Genomic DNA, 18,552 nt, shown 5'->3' on the forward strand with positions numbered 1-18,552 from the left:
CCCCGAGCCTACTCAGCCGTTCCCTTTCGCGGTCGGGTCAGTACCGGATGCCGCGGACCCTCGCAACCCTTCCGCTCCGGTCAGCTCGGGCGACCACGCTTTCCGCATGACCACCACACACTTCGACTACCTCATCGTCGGCGGCGGAATGGTCGCCGACACCGCCTCCCGCGGCATCCGCGAGATCGACGCCGACGGCTCCATCGGCATCTTGAGCGACGACGTCGACGAGCCCTACACGCGCCCCGCGCTGAGCAAGAAGCTGTGGACCGACGACGAGTTCACGTGGGACAAGGTGCCCCTTGGCACCGCCGATGACACCGGCGCCGACATCCGTCTGCAGACGCGCGCGACGGCGATCCGTCCCGACGCGCACGAGGTCGATGCCGACGGCGAGACCTTCTCTTACGGCAAGCTCCTCGTCGCCACCGGCGGCAAGCCCGTTCTGCTGCCGGTCGACGACCGCACGGACGGCGAGCGGGTCCTGTCGTTCCGCACGGCCGAGGACTACCGCCGCCTGCGCTCGCTCGCGAAAGACCTCGATCGCATCGTCGTGGTCGGTGGCGGCTACATCGGCTCCGAGCTCGCGGCCGCTCTCGTGCAGAACGACGTCGACACCGTGCTCGTGCACACCGGCGCCGTGCTGGGCGACGCGATGTTCCCGCCGGCGCTCGCCGAACGTTTCGAGAAGCTCTTCCGCGACGCGGGCGTCGAGATCGTCGCCGGGTCGAAGGTCGAGGGCGGGCAGGCGGATGCCGACGGCGTGCGCCTTGAGCTCGAGAACGGCGACGAGGTGCGGGCGGATGCCGTGGTCAGCGGGCTCGGCATCGAGGTGGCGACCGATCTGGCCGAGCAGGCGGGTCTGACCGTCGATGACGGCGTCGTGGTCGACGCGCAGCTGCGTGCCTCGGCCGACGACGTCTACGCCGCGGGCGACGTCGCGAGCTACCCCGACCGGATCCTCGGCCGACGTCGTGTCGAGCACGTCGACAACGCCAACGAGCAGGGCAAGGCCGCGGGCCGCAACCTCGCGGGCGCCGCCGAGGCCTACACGCACACGCCGTACTACTACTCCGCCGTCTTCGGCGTCCGCTACGAAGCCGTCGGCACGCTCGACTCCTCCCTCGACACGGTCGAGGACTGGACGGATGCCGATCACGGTGTCGTCTACTACCTCGACGACGACCGCGTCGTGGGCGTGCTGCTGTGGAACGTCGAAGACGCCCGCGATGCGGCGCGCGCGGTGCTGGCCGAGGCCGAGACCCTCACGCGCGACGACCTCGTGGGCCGCATCCGCTGAGACCGTCGGCCCGGATCGGTCTCGCGTTCCGCGGCCGGTCCGGGCGACTGAGCCGCACGTGCGCGCCCGACCTTCGCCCGCACGGGCGCCACGCGACCCGATGTGCGTGCCGTCCGGCCGGGTTTAACCTGGACGCACGCTGGGTGTTCGCCCAGCGTGCACTGCCTCCAGGAGCGCTCATGGCGACCGCTGCACTGCGTCTTCCCCTGTCCGTGGACCAGGCGCGCGCCGCGCTCTCCACCGCGCTGACCGACCTCGGTTTCACGGTGACCCCCACGGCATCCGGATCCCTCGACGTCTCGCGCGGGAGCCTGGGCACGACGCTCGTCGCCGGTGCCTTCGCGGGCCAGGACATGCACGAGCGATTCGACGTGCATTTCTCGGGGATGCCCGAGGGCACGCTCGCGAGCTTCGAGCACTCCGCGGCCGGCGGATTCTTCAAGGGCGGGGCGATCGGCGCCGTCAAGGCAGGTGATGTGGTTCGCGAGGCCGCGCACTCCGCGGGCGTCCGGCTCGCCGAGCGGGGTCAGTTGGTGGGCGTCCCGCCCGTCGCTCCTCCCGCGGCATCGGGGGCGGATGCCGGGACTTCGCCCGTGCCGCCGCCTCACGCCCCGGGCGCGCAGGGCTACCCCGGCGCAGCGCAGGGCTACCCGGGTGCCGCGCAGGCGACGGCCGCCGACGGCACCTCCCTCGCGCCCTACCCGGCCCCGCCGGCGTCGGACCGCACGAACGTCGTCGCGATCGTGGCGATCATCCTCGGCTTCCTCTTCCCGATCGGCGGCATCGTGGCGGGCGCGGTGGCCCTCGCCCAGGTCAAGCGCACGGGGGAGAAGGGGCGCGGGCTCGCGATCGGCGGCATCATCGCCGGCTCCGTGCTGACGGTGCTGTACATCCTCGCGGCGATCGGGCTCTTCGTCTTCTCGGTGTTCGTCGGAGCGGCGGCGGCATCCGGCGAGTCCGGTTCGTCGACCGACCCGTTCGCCCCGCCGGTGCCGTCGGAGAGCGGCAGCGTGCAGATCACGCCGAGTGACCCGTCGACAGACGACCCGTATGCCCTCTTCGTCGGCGAATGCCTCGACGGTCTGGCGAGCGGCGTGATCGCGGACGACAGCTTCGTCGACTGCGCCGGCCCGCACACCTACGAGGTCTACTCGACCTTCGCCGTTGCCGACGGGGCGTTCCCCGGTGACGATGCCCTCGGGAACGCCGCATTCGAGGGCTGCGACGCGGAGTTCGAGGGCTTCGTCGGCGTTCCGTACGGTGATTCGACCCTCGACTGGGAGTACGTCGGTCCGACCGAGCAGACCTGGTCCGACGGAGACCGCAGCATCTCATGCATCCTCTACGACCCCGCGGGCGAGGTCACGGGTTCGCTCGAGGGGTCGGCGCGCTGACCCCACCTCTCGGCCGGGGCGGCGCGACGTCAGGCCGACGGCGGGGCCGTCGAGCCGCGCTCGACGAGCTCGAACGGCAGGGTGCCGAGTCCGCGCGCGGGCTCAGCGCCGTCGAGTTCCGCGAGCACGGCGGCGGCAGCCCTCTCGCCCTGGCCGCGGGCGAACTGGTCGACGGTGGTGAGGCCGAACCACCGGCCGAGCTCGTGACCGTCGACGCCGATGATCGAGACGTCGTCGGGCACCCGCAGGCCCTTCTCGCGCGCGGCGAGGATCGCGCCGATGGCCATCTCGTCCGAGGCGGCGAACAGCGCCGTGGGGCGGTGGTCCGCGTCGAGGGCGCGGGCGGCGGCGGCGGAGCCACCCTCGATCGTGAAGTCGGCCGGGTACACCGGCGCCTCCGCGATGCCCTCCTCGGCCAACGCCTCTTCGAACCCCCGCCGGCGCAGCGCCGGCACCGTCGATCCGGCCGCCGTCGCGGCATCCGCCCCGATGTGCGCCACCCGGCGATGCCCGAGCGCGAGCAGGTGCGCGGTGGCGAGTCGGCCGACCGCGAGATCGTCGACGGTCAACGTCGTCAGTAGGGGGTTGGGCCCGGCGATCGCGACGATCGGCACGCCCAGCCGGCGCAGCGACGCCGATTCCTCGGCGTCCGACTCGAGCGCGATCGTGATGAGGGCATCGATCCGGCGACGTCGCACGTGGTCGTCGAAGACGCGTCGACGCTCGTCGCCGACGCTGTAGAGGGTGATGTCGTAGCCGTGGCGGACGAGCCCGTCGGAGATGCCCGCGAGCACGGTGCTGAAGAACCAGCGGTCGAGGAACGGCACGACCACGCCGACGGCTCGCGCGCGTCCCGACGCCAGACTCGAGGCGGCCGCCGACACGACGTACCCCAGGCTCTCCGCGGCGACCATCACGCGCTCGCGGGTCGCGGCCGACACCGGCCCCCGTCCGCTCAACGCACGCGAGACCGTGGCCGTCGACACCCCCGCCGCGCGGGCGACGTCGTCGATGCCGACCACGGTCTCGTGTGCTCTCGTGAGATGCCGGCGGATGCCGCGGCTCAGGCCGCCGCGATCCAGACGGTCGTGTCGGTGGGCAGGGTGTCGCCGTCCAGCGGTCCGCTCGCGATGAGCACCTCGCCGGCGGGCAGCTCCACCGCGGCATCGCCGAGGTTCGCCACCACCAGGAGCGAGCCGTTGCGGAACGCCAGCACGTCGTCGCCGAAGCCCTCGACCCACTCGAGCTCGCCCGCGCCCAGGTTGCGCGCGCGGCGCTCGGCCAGCAGCGACCGGTACAGCGTCAGCGTCGACGAGGGGTCGTCGACCTGCACGTCGCGCGCGAGGTCGGCCCACTCCGTCGGCTGCGGCAACCACGACTCGCCCGTGGTGTTGAAGCCGTAGGCGGGGGCGTCGGCGGTCCACGGGATCGGCACGCGGCATCCGTCGCGCCCGTAGCGCTCGCCGTTCGTGCGGAACCAGGTCGGGTCCTGCCGTGCGTCGTCGGGCAGGTCGATGACCTCGGGCAGACCCAGCTCCTCGCCCTGATAGAGGTACGACGAGCCCGGGAGTGCCAGCATGAGCGAGGTCGCGGCGCGGGCGCGGTGCAGGCCCTTCACGGGGTCGGGCTTGCCGGGCGACTTCGGGCCGATGCCCGCTCCCTGCGGATTCTCGGCCGTCAGCGCGAGGCGCGAGGCGTGGCGCACGACGTCGTGGTTCGACAGCACCCAGGTGCTGGGGGCGCCGACGGCGCCGTACTCGTCGAGAGAGTCGGTGATGACCGCGCGCAGGGCCGGTGCGTCCCAGGCGGTCTCGAGGTAGTGGAAGTTGAAGGCCTGGTGCATCTCGTCGGGCCGCACCCACAGCGCCGTCTCGGCGACGGTGGGCAGCCACGCCTCGGCGCACAGGGCTCGGTCGCCGTCGTACGCGGCGAGCACCTCGTGCCACTCGCGCCACACCTCGTGCACGCCCGGCTGGCCCCAGTAGGGGACGGCGTCGGCGTCGCCGCCCATCGACCCCGCGTCGGGATCGGGCGTGTAGTCGGGCAGCCCCTCGGCCTTGATCAGGCCGTGCGCCACGTCGACGCGGAAGCCGTCGACCCCGCGGTCGAGCCAGAAGCGCAGGACGTCGCGGAACTCCGCGCGCACCTCGTCGTTGGTCCAGTCGAAGTCGGGCTGGCTCTCGTCGAAGATGTGCAGGTACCACTGGCCGGGGGTGCCGTCGGCCTCGGTCACGCGCTTCCACATGCCGCCGCCGAAGACGCTCTCCCAATTGTTCGGGGGCAGTTCGCCGTTCTCGCCCTTGCCGTCGCGGAAGATGTAGCGCGCCCGCTCAGGGCTGCCGGGGGCGGCCTTCAGCGCTTCCTGGAACCACACGTGCTGATCGCTCGAATGGTTCGGGACGAGGTCGACGATGACCCGGATGCCGCGCTCGTGCGCACCCGCGAGCATCGCGTCGAAGTCGGCGAGGGTGCCGAAGATCGGGTCGACGTCGCGGTAGTCGGCGACGTCGTAGCCCGCGTCCTTCTGCGGCGAACGCTGGAAGGGGCTCAGCCAGATGGCGTCGACTCCCAGGTCTTGCAGGTCGTCGAGGTGCGCGGTGACGCCGGGCAGGTCGCCGAGACCGTCGCCCGAGGCGTCCGCGAACGAGCGGGGGTAGATCTGGTAGATGACGGCGGTGCGCCACCACTCGGAGCCGGGAGCGGCGACGAGCTCGGCGCGCGCGTCTTCCTGCGTGAAAGTCATGACGACCACGTTAGTGCAAGCGCTTGCAGTCGCGTCAACGGGCTCCCGCTCGAACGTCGGCCACGGGGCGGTGGGGGTGAGGATCCGCCCAGCGCGGGTGAGTCGGAGGATGAGGCGACGGGCCGCGCCGAGGTCAGAGTCCGCGGCGCGACCGGTCGAAGTGCGTGATCGCGTCGGTGTAGACGCGGGTGATCCGGGCCAGATGGGTGTCGAAGTCGAGGTCGGCGGCGCTCGCCCGTGCTCCGTCTGTGAGCGTGGCGCGCAGGCGCGCGTCGAGGGCGACGCGCTCGAGCGCCGCGGCGAGGGCCTCCGTGCTCGACGACGCGCTCACGACACCGTTGACCCCGTCGACCACGAGAGAGCCGGCCGCGTCGGGCGTCGCGATCACCGGGCACCCCGCGAGCAGGCTCTCCGCGATGACGAGGCCGAAGGTCTCGGGCCACTGCGAGGGGAACACCAGGGCGGTCGCCGTCGACAGCAGCGCCGCCTTGCGGGCGTCGTCCGCCCAGCCGACGTAGGTCACCGTCTCCCCGACGGCCTTCTCGACGACCGCACGCAGCGGACCGTCGCCGGCGATGACCAACTCGCCGTCGATGCCGGCTTGCTCCCACGCGCGCAGCAGGGTCTCGATGCCCTTCTCCTTCTGCAGCTTGCCGAGGAACACGAAACGCGGGCGCGCCGAGGGCTGTCGGTCGTCCGGGTGCGCCGCGGCGATCCAGCCGTGCGGCACGACGCGGGCGTCGATCTCGTCGAGGGGCAGGCCCAGGGCGGCGTGCCGCCGGCGCGTGCGCACGCTGGGGAAGACGACGACATCCGCGCGCCGGGCCGAGCGCCACAGCACCCGCGTGCGCAGGCGTTGGACGAGGCCCAGTCGCGACTGTTCGACGCCGTGGCGGACGCTGGTCGAGGTCGTGTCGACGAGGCAGTAATCGTGGGCGGTGTGCACGACCGGAGCCGCCTGCGCGCGCAGGATCGCCGACCCGATGCCCTGGAAGCGATGCACGTGCACCACGCGGTCGGGTTTCTGCACGCGCCGCAGCGCGCGGGGCACGACGAACGCCCCCCACAGGTCGAGCGCGTGGAAGGCCACCCGCGCCGTCACCGTCGCACCGTGCTCGTCGGGACGGTACGGGCGGCGCACCGGCAGCTGCCGCACGACGACGCCGGAGCGGCGGGCCCGCGCGACCGACTCGGGGTCGGTCCATGCGGTGACGATCTCGACGCAGTCTCCGCGTCGTGCCTGCGCTGCGGCCAGGGCGAGTACGTACGACTCGGCGCCTCCGAGCGGGGCGACGAAGGTGCTCTGCACGTGGGTGATCTTCACGCGGACATCCCCTCCGGTCGCATCCGAACGCGACGGACGTTACGCGGGGGCGATCACCGTCGGAGGCCGCAGTGACGCGGGCGCCGCGAGGTTGCACCGTCACCTCACCCGATCGGGGGTCGTCCTTAACGAGCCACGAGGGGGAGCGGCTCGAGCGCGGGGCGGCACGCGCGGCTCGCCACAGTGGGTTCCGTGTACGCCCAGCCGAAAGTCGAGCAAGAGACGGTGTCTGCGCGCATCGTCAGCGTGACCCCGATGGTCCCCTTCGACGGGGTGCCGCACGCGGGGGGCCAGCACTACCTTCGGCACCTGCGTGCCCTCGCCGCGCTCGGGCACCGCGTCACGATCCTCGCGCCCGACAGCGCCGACAACCGCGTCGGACGCCTGGCGCTTCGCAACGAGTTCCGCGTCGAGCTTCTCGCCGTCGCGACCCCGCTCGGCCGCCGCCTCGCCGACTTCGTCGACAAGCAACAGGCGCGCCTGTTTCCCGTGCGGCCGGCCGCACGGATCCGCCGGGCGTTCTCGCACTCGACGGTCGCGCGGCGCCTCGTCGAGACCGCCGACGTCGTCGAATACCAGTGGACCGAGACCGCGTGGCTCTCCGCGCACCTGCGGGCTCCGTCCGCGCGTCACGTGGTCGTCGTACACGACGTGCTGTCGCAGAGCTATCAGCGTTTCTTCGAGGCGAGCGCCGCATCCCCCCTGCCGCAGCGCCTTCTCGCGCGCTGGCGCCGCTTCATCGTGGCCCGCGACGAGCGCCGGGTGTACTCGAGTGCCGACCTCGCCGTCACCTTCAGCGCGAAAGACGTCGACGTCATCCATCGCTGCGCGGGCGCGTCAGCACCGGCCCGCGTGGTGCGACCGCCCCTCGCGGGCATCGAATCCGCCGAGGAGGCGACCCGCGGCACCGCCTCGGCGCCGGTCGTGCTGTTCGTCGGCGCTTTCGATCGGTCGGTCAACTCCGACGCGGCGGAGTGGGCGGCCACCGAGATCCTCCCGCTCGTCCGCGCCCGTCACCCGCGGGTGCGCTTCGTCTTCGCCGGCGCGAATCCCACCCCGCGCATGCACGAACTCGCCGCCGAGCTCGAGGGCGTCGAGGTCACCGGTCGGGTCGAGACCCTCGAGCCCTACTACGCGGATGCCGCCGTGGTGCTCGTTCCGCTGCGCTCCGGCGCGGGGGTCAAGTTCAAGACCGTCGAAGCGATGGTGCGCGGAATCCCCGTCGTGTCGACGACCGTGGGGGTCGAGGGGATCGTCGACGACCGCTTGCACGTCTTCGCCGTCGCGGACGAGGCCGACGCCCTCGCTCGCGGTGTGATCGCCGCCCTCGACGATCCGGCATCCGCCCGAGCCGACGCCCGCGGGGTGCGCGCAGCGACGCGCGCGGAATTCTCCGCGGAGCAGTTCGAACGATCGCTCGCAGAGGTCTACAGCTCATGACGTCTCCGTCGGCACCCGAGGGTGCAACCCTGGTCCGGCCGTCGGTCGTCGGCGCCACCGTCACCTACGCCTCGCGCGCGGCGTCGTGCCGCGCCACGGTCGAAGCGCTGCTCGCGCAGGGCGTCGACAGCGTGATCATCGTCGACAACGGATCCGCGCCCGACGCCCAGCGGGAGCTGAGCGAGCTCGTCGTCGAGTACGCCCCCCGCATCGTCTGCCACCGCCTCGACCGCAACGAGGGCTCGGCCCCGGCCTTCGGCCTCGCGATCGCCCTCGCCCGCCGGTCGGGGGCCGAGTACATCTGGCTCCTCGACGACGACAACCTCCCCGAGCCGGGAGCGCTCGACAGCCTGATCGCCGAGGAACGCCGGTTGTGGAACGCGGGCACGATGCCCTGCGCGGTCGCACCGGTGCGCGCTCCCTCCGCCGAGCCCGACGAGGTGGCCGAGACGATCTCCTCGGAGCTCTCGCGCGAACAGCCCGAGGCCAGCCGGTCGTTCGCGGGGGTCGAGGCGGGCCTGTTCGCCCGTCGCGCTCTCGAGCGACTGGGCCTGCGCCGGCCGGCGCAGCGCACGGGCAACGATCTGCCGTACGCGCCCTACGGCGGCCTGCTGCTGCGCACGGCGGCGACGCGGGTCATCGGCGATCCGGATGCCGACCTGGTGCTCTACGGCGACGATCTCGAGTACACCTCGCGCATCGTCGCCGCCGGCGGGCGTATCGTGCTGACTCCGCGCGCGGTGGTCGTCGACCCGCGCGGCGAGCGGTGGATGCCGCCCGGCTTCGAAGTGCTGGCGATGTTCCGCTCGACCAACGACGCGCTGCTCTACTACTCGCTGCGAAACCGCGTCCACCGCGAACTGCGAAGCGGAAAGAGGTGGTCGCGCGCCCGCGTGCTGAACGGCGCCCTCTTCGCCGCGCTGTGTCTTGTGTGCGCGGTCGTGACGCGGCGGGCCGACAAGGCGCGGGTCATCCGCACCGCGGTCGACGACGCGATCGCCGGCCGGCTCGGGCGCCGCGTCGAGTTCTGAGCCGTCCCCGGACGGGCCCTCGCCGCGGGCGCGGTCGACGGCGCGCGTAGGCTGGACGGGTGCCCGACGCCACTGCCCTCGCCCGCGCTGAATCGCTCATCACGAGCATCCCCGACTACCCCAAGCCCGGGATCATCTTCCGTGACATCACTCCGCTGCTCACCGACGCCGCGGCGCTGCGGACCGTCGTCGACGCGCTGATCGAGCCGTTCGCCGGCCGCTTCGATGCGGTCGCCGGCGTCGAGGCCCGCGGATTCCTGCTCGCGGGCGCGGCGGCGATCGCCGCGAACGTCGGCCTCATGCCGATCCGCAAGGCGGGCAAGCTGCCCCGCCCCGCGGCCTCGATGTCGTACGACCTCGAGTACGGCTCGGCGCAGATCGAGATGCACGACGACAACGCCGCGGGCGCGCGCGTTCTGCTGCTCGATGATGTGCTCGCCACCGGCGGCACGCTCGGCGCCGGCCGCGACCTGCTGCAGGCGGTCGGCAGCGAGGTCGTCGGCATCGCGACCCTGCTCGAGATCGACGGTCTCGGCGGTCGCGAGGCCCTCGGCGGCGACCTGCACTCGGTCTTCCACGTCTGAGGCCGGCCGGCCCGCACGCCGCACCCGCATGCACGACTCCGGAACGTCGGCCGGGGTCGTGGGCGGATGCCGCGGACTTCCGCGGTCGCGGAGGGGTCGGCATCCGGAATCACCGGAGTTATGCACGGCTCGGGCGACCTGAACGCGGTCTCGAACGTCTGAGCCGCCCTGGGCCGCGGGCCGCGCTCGCGTGCACAACTCCGGGACGTCGGCCGGGGTCGTGGGCGGATGCCGCGGACTTTCGCGGTCGCGGAGGGGTTGGCATCCGGAATCACCGGAGTTGTGTACCGCCCACGCGGCGCGTGACGGCCGGGCTCAGCCCAGAACGCTCGCGCCGAGCTCGACCGGACTGCCCTCGATGTTGCCCACGATGCCGCGGATGACGCCGGTGCCGTCTTCGCGGCGCAGGCCGTCGTACCAGGCCTGGGTCGCGTCCACGTCGAACGCGTGCGTCTCGTGCGCGCGCTTGCGGGCGCGCATCACGAGGTCGCCCGCGCGCTCGGTGCGGATGCGCTCGTAGCGCTTCAGCGAGTCCTCGACGCCGAGCGTGGAGGTCGCGAACACGATGCCGAGGGCGAAGCTGTCTTCGAGCGCCGAGCAGGCGCCCTGGCCGATGTCGGGAGCGGTGTTGTGCGCGGCGTCGCCGAGGATCGCCACGCGCCCGCGCACCCAGGTGTCGAACGGGTCGATGTCCCAGATCTCCACGCGGTTGAGTGACTCGTCGGGATCGATGCCGTCGAGCAGAGCGCGCACGCCGGGGGCTCCCCATGAGCCGAATGCCTCCTCGAGAGCCGCCATGCGGTCCTCGACCACGCCCGAAGGCCCGGGCACGTCGACGAAGAAGTAGAAGCGGTCGCCGGCGACGGGCATGACCGCGCAGCGCTTGCCGTCGCCGACGTATGTGGTCCACTGCTGCAGCGGTCCGATACGCGGGTCGGCGGCGACGAGGCCGTTGTAGTTGACGTAGCCGGAGTACCGGCGCTCGGGACGGATGCCGGCGGGCTCGGTCACATAATCGCGCACGACCGAGCGGGCACCGTCGGCACCGATGAGAAGGTCGGCGGTGTCGATGGAGCCGTCGGCGAAGGTCGCGGTGACGACTCCGTCGGCCTCGGAGACCGCGGTCAGCTGGCGGCCGAGCCGGATGTTCTCGGCGCCGACGGCATCCATCATGAGCTGCTGCAGATCCGCCCGGGCCACGGGGTAGGGACGCTGCCCGGTCTGCGCGGTCACGGGGGCGAGACTGAAGCGGCACATCTCGTCGCCGGTGTGGCCGTCGTAATAGGCCATGTCGTCCATCTGGCCACCGAGGGCTGCCACCTGGGCGCCGAGGCCGAGCCAGTTGAGCACCTTCACGCCGTTGGACCACAGTGACAGCGCCGCACCGACGGGACGGTTCTCGCGCATCCGGTCGTACACGACGACCTCGTGTCCGAGCTTCTGCAGGGCCAGGGCGGCGGAGGTGCCGCCGACGCCGGCGCCGATGACGATGACCTTCATGTCGCTCCTCAGCTGCCGCGGTAGGTCGAATAGGCGAACGGGCTCAGCAGCAGTGGCACGTGCAGGTGCGCCTCGCCGCCGACGGTGAAGGTCACGACGACCTCCGGGTGAAACGAGGGAACGCCGCGTGCGCGGAAGTACGCGCCGGTGGCGAAAGTGAGGGTGTAGTCGCCGTCGGCGAGGAGGTCGGGGCCGAGGCTCGCCCGCCCGTCGGCGTCGGTGGTGGCGGTGTCGACGGTCGCGCCGCCGCGGTGGGCGAGCGTGAGGGTGACGCCGGCGGCGGGGATTCCCGCGGTGGCGTCGAGCACGTGGCTGGTCAGGTGGGTCATTCGGCGGCCTCCGGTTCGGCGGGGGCGTCATCGGCGAAGGTGGTACGCAGGCGCAGCAGCGCGATCTCGGCGAGCTGACGGGTCGCCTCGATCGTCTCGGCATCCGGATCGTTGTCGAGTCGCCGCTCGAGCTCGGCGCGCATCTCGCCGGGGGTGCGACCGGCTGCGCGGATGAGGAAGACGCGGCCGAAGCGCTCCTCGTAGGCGACGTTGCCGGCGGCGATGGCCGCCACGTCGTCGTCGGCGGCGGAGGCCATCGACCCCTGCTCGCGCCGGGACGCTGTCGCTTCGGCACCGTCGCCCGCGACCTTCGCGCCGATGCGCGGGTGGGCGTGAAGGGCTGCCTCGAGGTCTCGCGGCGACCAGGCCGAAGCGAGGTCGCCGGCGTAGGCGGCGAGGGCGTCGACGTCGGCGTAGGGGCGACCGGCGACGACGGCGTCGACCCAGCCGGGGACGTCGGCCCACACGCGGACCACCGCCGCGGCATCCGCCTCGTCGAGGGCATGGAAGTGGTGCAGGTGCATGCAGGTCACGCTAGGCCGACCGCGTTACGGGGCTGTGGCGGGATGTGTCGGCGATGTTGCTGTGGGGAACATTCCGGTCCGGTGCGGCGCGGTCATGGCCGTGGGCGTGTCGGCGGCGGCGGCGCGGCGCGGTCCCGGCCTTGGGGCGTGAGGAATGGCCCCGGGGCGTCGAAAGTGGCCCCGGGGCCACCCGCTGCCGGATGGCACGGGCGGCGGTCGCTCGTGGTGCAGGTGAGGCATGCGCGGGCGTGGCCCCGGGGCGTCGAAAGTGGCCCCGGGGCGTGGAAAGTGGCCCCGGGGCGTGGAAGTGGCCTCGGGGCGTCGAAAGTGGCCCCGGGGCCCCGAAAGTGGCCCCGGGGACACGCCCGCACGCAGGTTCGCGCCCCGAACGACGGAATCCGCCCCAAACCTGGGCCGCGGGGTCAGGCGTGCACGATCAGCCAGTGCGCCACGGCGTCGGCCTCGCCCGTGTTGTGCAGGCGGTGGGGCACCGAGCAGGGGTAGCTGATCGCGTCTCCCGCACGCAGGATCACGCGCTCGGCCTCGAAGTCGATGGTGAGCTCGCCCGCGACGACGGTGCCGACCTCGTAGCCCTCGTGGTGGAACAGACCGTCGGCTCCGTGGGCCGAGGCTCCGGGCGGGTAGATCGACTCGAAGTAGTCGACGCCGGGCGAGCTGCCGGGGGTGAGCCGGCGGAACGACACCCCGCTGTCGAGCACGATGTCGGGCGACTGCCCGGCGCGCTGCAGCGTGAAGCCCGAGGGGCCGACGGGTTCGATCGGACGGTCGGATGCCGGGTCGAAGGCCGCCACGAGCGGAACGCCCAGCGCGTCGGTGATGGCGATCAGGCGCGAGACGCTCGGCTGCATCACCCCGCGTTCGATCTGCGACACGGCGCTGGGGGAGATGCCGAGCGACTTCGCGAGCGCCCGCGCCGAGATGCCGCGCGCCTGCCGCAGGTCGCGGATCCGCGCTCCGACGCCCGCCGAACCCGGCTCGACGGCGGTGGCTTCGGCGACGGGCGGCTGCGACATGCCCCGAGTCTAGGGAGGCGAAAAGCGTGAAGGAGCGACTTCACATGCTCGTTACACGAGCGAAACCGGCGGAGTTGTGTGAACCCATAACTTCACATCAGAGCTCCACTCCGGCCGCGGACTCCACGTCGTGGCATCCATCGTCCTGAGAGGAATGACATGACTTCCACCCCGCTCACCGGTCCCCACGATCTCGTGGAGGCCGCCGGCCACCCCCACGGGGGCGGCAACATGAAGCCGCACTACGACGACCGTCTCGCCAACGAAGACCTGGCTCCCCTGCGCAAGCAGAAGTGGTCGAGCTACAACATCTTCGCCTTCTGGATGAGCGACGTGCACTCCGTCGGCGGCTACGTCACGGCCGGCTCGCTCTTCGCCCTCGGCCTGCAGTCGTGGCAGGTGCTCGTGGCGCTGATCGCCGGCATCGTCATCGTGCAGGTGTTCGCCAACATGGTCGCCAAGCCCAGCCAGAAGACGGGCGTGCCCTTCCCGGTCATCAACCGCGTGGTCTTCGGCATCCGTGGCGCGAACATCCCCGCGATCATCCGCGGGCTCATCGCGATCGCCTGGTACGGGGTGCAGACCTTCCTCGCGGCCGAATCGCTGAACATCATGTTCCTCAAGTTCATCCCGGGCTCCGCAGCCCTGCTCGACGTGTCGTTCGCCGGGCTGTCGGCGTTGGGCTGGATCTCGTACGCGATCCTGTGGACCGCGCAGTTCCTCCTCTTCTGGAACGGCATGGAGGTCATCCGGCGCTTCATCGACTGGGCAGGCCCCGCGGTCTACCTCGTGATGATCGTGCTGGCGGTGTACCTCGTTTCGCAGGCCGGCATCGAGAACATCTCCTTCACCCTGTCGACCACCCAGCTCGACTTCTGGGCCTCGATCCCCGTCATGTTCGCCGCGATCGCGCTGGTCGTGTCGTACTTCTCGGGTCCGATGCTGAACTTCGGCGACTTCGCCCGCTACGGAAAGAGCTTCGCCGCGGTGAAGAAGGGCAACTTCTGGGGCCTGCCGATCAACTTCGTCTTCTTCTCGCTGCTCACCGTTATCACCGCCTCGGCCACGGTGCCCGTGTTCGGCGACCTCATCACCGACCCGATCGCGACCGTCGAGCGCATCGACACCCCCTTTGCGATCCTGCTGGGCGGGCTGACCTTCGTCACCGCCACGGTCGGCATCAACATCGTCGCCAACTTCATCTCGCCCGCGTTCGACTTCTCCAACGTCGCCCCGAAGAAGATCTCGTGGCGCGCGGGCGGCATGATCGCCGCCGTCGGCTCGACCTTCCTCATGCCCTGGAACTGGTACTCCAACAGCGACGCCATCCACTACTCGCTGGGCGTGCTGGGTGCGCTGATCGGGCCCCTGTTCGGCATCCTGATCGCCGGGTACTACTTCGCCGCGCGCCAGCGGGTGAAGGTCGACGCGATGTTCACGATGGACACCGCCGGGCCCTACTGGTACCGCAACGGCTTCAACCCCAACGCGGTCAAGGCCGTCATCGCCGCGGGCGTGCCCACGGTGGCCATCGCCATCTTCCCGAAGCTCTTCGCCGACCTGGGGCTGTTCAACGTGTCATGGGTGAGCGACTACAGCTGGTTCATCGGCTGCGGTCTCGGCTTCGTGCTCTTCCTGCTCTTCGAGCACCTCGACCCTCGCGTCCCGACCTTCGACGGCGAGACCGACGGCATCTCCGACGGCACGGTCGACGCTCCGGCCGAGGTCCCGGCCGGAGAGGCCGTGCCGGTGCTGGCGCACACGGTTCCGGATGCCGCGGGCCCGCGTGAGGCGCTCGCGTGAGGATTCTGCTCGTCAACCCCAACACCTCCCGGGCGATGACCGCGAAGATCGCGGACGCCGCCCGGGAGGTGGCGGGACCCGACGTCGACATCGAGGCCGTGAGCCCTTCCGCCGGTGCCGCCGCGATCGAGAGCCACCTCGACGAGATCGCCGCGGCCGCCGCCGTGGTCGAACTGATCGCGGCCGACCGCGACGGCCCCGACCCGGCGGACGCCTACGTGATCGCGTGCTTCGGCGACCCGGGACTCGATGCGGCTCGCGAACTGGTCGAGGCGCCCGTGGTGGGTATCGCCGAGGCGGCGATGCACCTGGCCGCGGTGTCGGGGCGGCACTTCGGGGTGGTCACAACGCTCAGCCGCACGCTCGGGCGGGCGCACGACCTCGTCGCGCGGTACGGCATGGAGCGGGCGTGTGTCTCGCTCACCGCGACCGGCATTCCGGTCCTGGACCTCGAGGACACGGCATCCGCCGCCGTTTCCACCATCGCCGAACTGAGCGCGGATGCCGCGGCCTCCGGCGCCGACGTCATCGTGCTCGGCTGCGCGGGCATGGCCGACCTGTGCGCCGAGCTGACGGCACGCGTGGGGGTGCCGGTCGTCGACGGGGTCGCGGCCGCGGTGGGCATGGCATCCGGGATGGTGCGCATGGGCCTGGGCACGAGCAAGCGCGACGAGTACGCGCGGCCTCCGCGCCCGTTCGCGGGCGCGACCGGGGCATCGGATGTGCGTGTCGCCTCGCCGTCCCTGCTCGGTGCTGGCCCCGGGGCGTTGGATGCGCATCGCCCTCCATCGCCCCTGTTCGTCAGTGGCCCCGGGGCCACCTCTGCCGCCCCGGGGCCACTCGCCCCGCCCCGCGCGGAGACCGCGGCCGAGGTGTTCGCATGAATGTTGATGACGGTTACATTCGCGAAACGCGAGGCCTTTAGCGTGAGCGGCATGAGCACACGGATCGCCGCCCGCCGGGTCTATCTCGACGGTGCGTTCACCCCCGCCACCGTCGTGATCGACGACGGACTCATCGCGAGCATCGAGGCGTTCGACGTCTCCGCCGACACGGTCCTGCCCGCTGACGCCGTGCTACTGCCGGGCCTGATCGACTCGCACGTGCACCTCGACGAACCAGGCCGCACCGAGTGGGAGGGCTTCGCGACCGGAACCGCGGCCGCCGCGGCCGGGGGCGTGACCACCGTCGTCGACATGCCGCTCAACAGTTCGCCCGTGACCACGACGGTCGAGGCGCTGCGGGCCAAGCGCGCCGCGGCCCGCGGCAAGCTCGCCGTCGACGTCGCCTACTGGGGAGGCGCCGTGCCCGAGAACCTCGGTTCGCTGCGCGCGATGGCGGATGCCGGGGTCGTGGGCTTCAAGTGCTTCCTGTCGCCGAGTGGCATCGACGAGTTCGGCCACCTCGACCCCGAGCAGCTCGAGCGGTGCCTCGCCGAGCTCGCGGAGTTCGACGGACTGCTCATCGTGCACGCGGAAGACCCGGCGCACCTCCACGCCGACGGGGCGCTGGGCCCGCACTACGCCGACTTCGAGGCGAGCCGCCCCCCGTTGAGCGAGCGCGCCGCGATCCAGCGCGTGATCGACGCCGCGCGGCGCACCGGAGCGCGTGCCCACATCGTGCACGTCTCCGACGGCGGGTCGCTCGACGCGGTGCGCGCCGCCAAGGCCGAGGGCGTGCGCCTGACGATCGAGACGTGCCCCCACTACCTCACCCTCGACGCCGCGGCCGTGCCCGACGGTGCCGGGGCGTTCAAGTGCTGCCCCCCGATCCGCGGAGGCGACAACCCCGACCTGCTGTGGGCGGGTGTCGTCGACGGAACGATCGACGCGATCGTCAGCGACCACTCCCCGGCCACCGTCGCCCTCAAGGACAACCCCGACTTCGGGCTGGCCTGGGGTGGTATCGCGGGACTGCAGACCGGCCTGTCGGCGGTGCACTCCACCGCCCGGGCGCGAGGACTTGCCTTCGAGACGCTGCTGCCGCTGATGACCACCGGCCCCGCCCGCATCGCGGGGCTCGAGGGGCTCGGCGTGATCGAGATCGGGGCTCCCGCGCACCTCGTGGCCTTCGCCCCCGACGAGCAGTTCACGGTGGATGCCGCGGCTCTGGAGTACCGCAATCCCGTGTCGCCGTGGCACGGGCAGACGCTCACCGGCGTGGTCCGCGAGACCTGGTTGCGGGGGGCAGCGGTCTACCGGCGCGGTGCCGAGGTCACCGAGCGCGAGGGTCGCGAGCTGCTGCGCGCGGCAGCGGTGGTGGAGGCGTGAGCGTGATCCTGCAGCCCCACACCGGGCTGATCCCCGGCGACCACTATGTCGCCGCGACCCTCGACACCGTGCTGTGGGGGCGCCTCCCGTGCGCGGCCGACGCTGCCGTGCTCGAGGTCGCCTCGGGCGAGAGCGTCACCTTCGACACCGTGAGCCACGAGGGCATCCTCGACGACCAGGGCAAAGACCCGCGCGCGTTCTTCGCGGGCCACGGCGTGCCCGCGGATCAGGTGCTCGACGATGCGGTCGAGATCGCGGCATCCGCCCCCCGAGACCCCTTCGCAGACGGCCCCCACGTGGTCGTCGGACCCGTGCACGTGCGCGGAGCGCACCCCGGCGACCTGCTCAAGATCACGGTCGAGACCCTCGTGCCGCGTGTGCCGTACGGCGTGATCTCGAACCGCCACGGCAAGGGCGCCCTGGTCGGGGAGCTGCCCCGCGGCGAGCACAACGTCAGCGTGTTCTCGGCCGTCGTCGAGCGCGACGGCATCCGCTACGGCACCCTCCCCGTGGTCGAGGGCGCCGAGCCGATCGTGTCGTACCCGCTCGCGCCGTTCCTCGGCACGATGGGCGTCGCCGTCGCGGGGGAGGAGCGCCCGCACTCGGTTCCGCCCGGAACCCACGGCGGCAACATCGACATCAACCTGCTCGTCGAGGGGACCACGCTCTTCCTTCCCGTGCAGGTCGAGGGGGCGCTTGCTTACGTCGGCGACCCGCACTTCGCGCAGGGCGACGGCGAGGTGGCGCTCACCGCTCTCGAGGCCTCGCTGCGCGCCACCCTGCGCTTCGAGGTGATCCCCGCGGATGCCGCCCGCGCAGCGTTCGGCGAGGTGACCGGCCCGCTCGTGCGGACGCCCGACTACCTCGTCCCGACCGGCATGGACCCCGACCTCGACGCGGCGATGCGCGCGTGCGTGCGCTCCTCGCTCGCGCTGCTCGGCGGGCGCTGGGGCATGGACGAGCACCTCGCCTACGCCTACCTGAGCGCGGCGACCGACTTCGACATCTCGCAGGTCGTCGACATCGTCTCGGGGGTGCACGCCCGCATCCGCGAGGCCGACTTCGCAGGGGTCGCCGCCGTGGAGCCCGTGCCGCTGGCATCCGCCCCCGACGCTGTCGCGGAACCCGAGCCCGTCGACGGTTCGGCGCCGCACGAAGAAGAAGGAGACGTCGCATGAGCCCCGTTCTCGCCGCCGCCCTGGCCCGTGCCGAGGCCGCCGACGCCCTGCCGTTCGACGCCGACTTCGCGTCGGTCTTAGATGCCGACGCCGACGTC

Annotated in this window: 16 protein-coding genes; 9 read left to right on the forward strand and 7 right to left on the reverse strand. The window is 72.0% G+C overall.

Features of this window, described 5'->3' with window-relative positions; translation table 11 throughout:
* Positions 1 to 106 precede the first annotated feature (106 nt).
* A complete protein-coding gene (locus M3667_RS04485) occupies positions 107 to 1,300 on the forward strand; it encodes an NAD(P)/FAD-dependent oxidoreductase (RefSeq protein ID WP_251505530.1) in 1,194 nt (397 codons plus the stop codon).
* Between the two features lie 179 nt (positions 1,301 to 1,479).
* On the forward strand, positions 1,480 to 2,694 hold the full coding sequence (locus M3667_RS04490) for a DUF4190 domain-containing protein (protein ID WP_251505533.1): 1,215 nt from the start codon (positions 1,480 to 1,482) through the stop codon (positions 2,692 to 2,694).
* Between the two features lie 29 nt (positions 2,695 to 2,723).
* Here M3667_RS04490 and M3667_RS04495 read toward each other — a convergent pair whose 3' ends face one another.
* From M3667_RS04495 to M3667_RS04505, 3 genes are all read right to left on the reverse strand, one after another.
* Positions 2,724 to 3,716 (reverse strand): LacI family DNA-binding transcriptional regulator, encoded by a 993-nt coding sequence (locus tag M3667_RS04495; RefSeq protein ID WP_251505536.1) that lies wholly within the window; start codon positions 3,714 to 3,716, stop codon positions 2,724 to 2,726.
* A gap of 41 nt (positions 3,717 to 3,757) precedes the next feature.
* A complete protein-coding gene (locus M3667_RS04500; protein ID WP_251505541.1) occupies positions 3,758 to 5,437 on the reverse strand; it encodes a glycoside hydrolase family 13 protein in 1,680 nt (559 codons plus the stop codon).
* Positions 5,438 to 5,570: 133 nt separating this feature from the next.
* Positions 5,571 to 6,761: a glycosyltransferase gene (locus M3667_RS04505; protein ID WP_251505544.1), complete on the reverse strand. Its 1,191-nt coding sequence runs from the start codon at positions 6,759 to 6,761 to the stop codon at positions 5,571 to 5,573.
* A gap of 225 nt (positions 6,762 to 6,986) precedes the next feature.
* Between M3667_RS04505 and M3667_RS04510 the strand changes: the two genes are divergently transcribed.
* From M3667_RS04510 to M3667_RS04520, 3 genes are read left to right on the forward strand one after another with little or no spacing between them, the layout of a single operon-like run.
* Positions 6,987 to 8,201 carry a glycosyltransferase gene (locus M3667_RS04510; protein WP_251505547.1) on the forward strand — a complete coding sequence of 405 codons (1,215 nt, stop codon included), beginning with the start codon at positions 6,987 to 6,989 and terminating at the stop codon, positions 8,199 to 8,201.
* On the forward strand, positions 8,198 to 9,232 hold the full coding sequence (locus M3667_RS04515) for a glycosyltransferase (protein WP_251505550.1): 1,035 nt from the start codon (positions 8,198 to 8,200) through the stop codon (positions 9,230 to 9,232). The genes M3667_RS04510 and M3667_RS04515 overlap by 4 nt, the downstream gene beginning before the upstream one ends.
* A gap of 59 nt (positions 9,233 to 9,291) precedes the next feature.
* The gene (locus tag M3667_RS04520) at positions 9,292 to 9,816 is read left to right on the forward strand and encodes an adenine phosphoribosyltransferase (protein WP_251505555.1); all 525 of its coding nucleotides are present in this window, start codon (positions 9,292 to 9,294) and stop codon (positions 9,814 to 9,816) included.
* A gap of 315 nt (positions 9,817 to 10,131) precedes the next feature.
* On the opposite strand, the gene hpxO is transcribed toward M3667_RS04520, so the two are convergent.
* The 4 genes from hpxO to M3667_RS04540 form a co-directional block, all read right to left on the reverse strand.
* The gene (gene hpxO / locus M3667_RS04525; RefSeq protein WP_251505558.1) at positions 10,132 to 11,316 is read right to left on the reverse strand and encodes an FAD-dependent urate hydroxylase HpxO; all 1,185 of its coding nucleotides are present in this window, start codon (positions 11,314 to 11,316) and stop codon (positions 10,132 to 10,134) included.
* Between the two features lie 8 nt (positions 11,317 to 11,324).
* A complete protein-coding gene (uraH, locus tag M3667_RS04530; protein WP_251505562.1) occupies positions 11,325 to 11,645 on the reverse strand; it encodes a hydroxyisourate hydrolase in 321 nt (106 codons plus the stop codon).
* Positions 11,642 to 12,169 carry a 2-oxo-4-hydroxy-4-carboxy-5-ureidoimidazoline decarboxylase gene (gene uraD / locus M3667_RS04535; RefSeq protein ID WP_251505565.1) on the reverse strand — a complete coding sequence of 176 codons (528 nt, stop codon included), beginning with the start codon at positions 12,167 to 12,169 and terminating at the stop codon, positions 11,642 to 11,644. Before uraD ends, uraH begins: the two co-directional genes overlap by 4 nt.
* A 422-nt stretch (positions 12,170 to 12,591) precedes the next feature.
* Positions 12,592 to 13,203 carry a helix-turn-helix domain-containing protein gene (locus M3667_RS04540; protein WP_251505568.1) on the reverse strand — a complete coding sequence of 204 codons (612 nt, stop codon included), beginning with the start codon at positions 13,201 to 13,203 and terminating at the stop codon, positions 12,592 to 12,594.
* A gap of 159 nt (positions 13,204 to 13,362) precedes the next feature.
* Here M3667_RS04540 and M3667_RS04545 point away from each other — a divergent pair, with 159 nt between their 5' ends.
* From M3667_RS04545 to M3667_RS04560, 4 genes are read left to right on the forward strand one after another with little or no spacing between them, the layout of a single operon-like run.
* Positions 13,363 to 15,006: an NCS1 family nucleobase:cation symporter-1 gene (locus M3667_RS04545; protein ID WP_251505571.1), complete on the forward strand. Its 1,644-nt coding sequence runs from the start codon at positions 13,363 to 13,365 to the stop codon at positions 15,004 to 15,006.
* Positions 15,003 to 15,890: an aspartate/glutamate racemase family protein gene (locus tag M3667_RS04550; RefSeq protein WP_251505574.1), complete on the forward strand. Its 888-nt coding sequence runs from the start codon at positions 15,003 to 15,005 to the stop codon at positions 15,888 to 15,890. The genes M3667_RS04545 and M3667_RS04550 overlap by 4 nt, the downstream gene beginning before the upstream one ends.
* A gap of 51 nt (positions 15,891 to 15,941) precedes the next feature.
* The gene (allB, locus tag M3667_RS04555) at positions 15,942 to 17,276 is read left to right on the forward strand and encodes an allantoinase AllB (RefSeq protein ID WP_251505577.1); all 1,335 of its coding nucleotides are present in this window, start codon (positions 15,942 to 15,944) and stop codon (positions 17,274 to 17,276) included.
* 2 nt (positions 17,277 to 17,278) lie between these two features.
* Positions 17,279 to 18,454 (forward strand): acetamidase/formamidase family protein, encoded by a 1,176-nt coding sequence (locus M3667_RS04560; protein WP_251505580.1) that lies wholly within the window; start codon positions 17,279 to 17,281, stop codon positions 18,452 to 18,454.
* The last annotated feature ends 98 nt before the right edge of the window (positions 18,455 to 18,552 follow it).

The sequence above is a fragment of the Microbacterium sp. P26 genome (assembly GCF_023712585.1).
Classification (GTDB): Bacteria; Actinomycetota; Actinomycetes; order Actinomycetales; family Microbacteriaceae; genus Microbacterium; species Microbacterium algihabitans_A.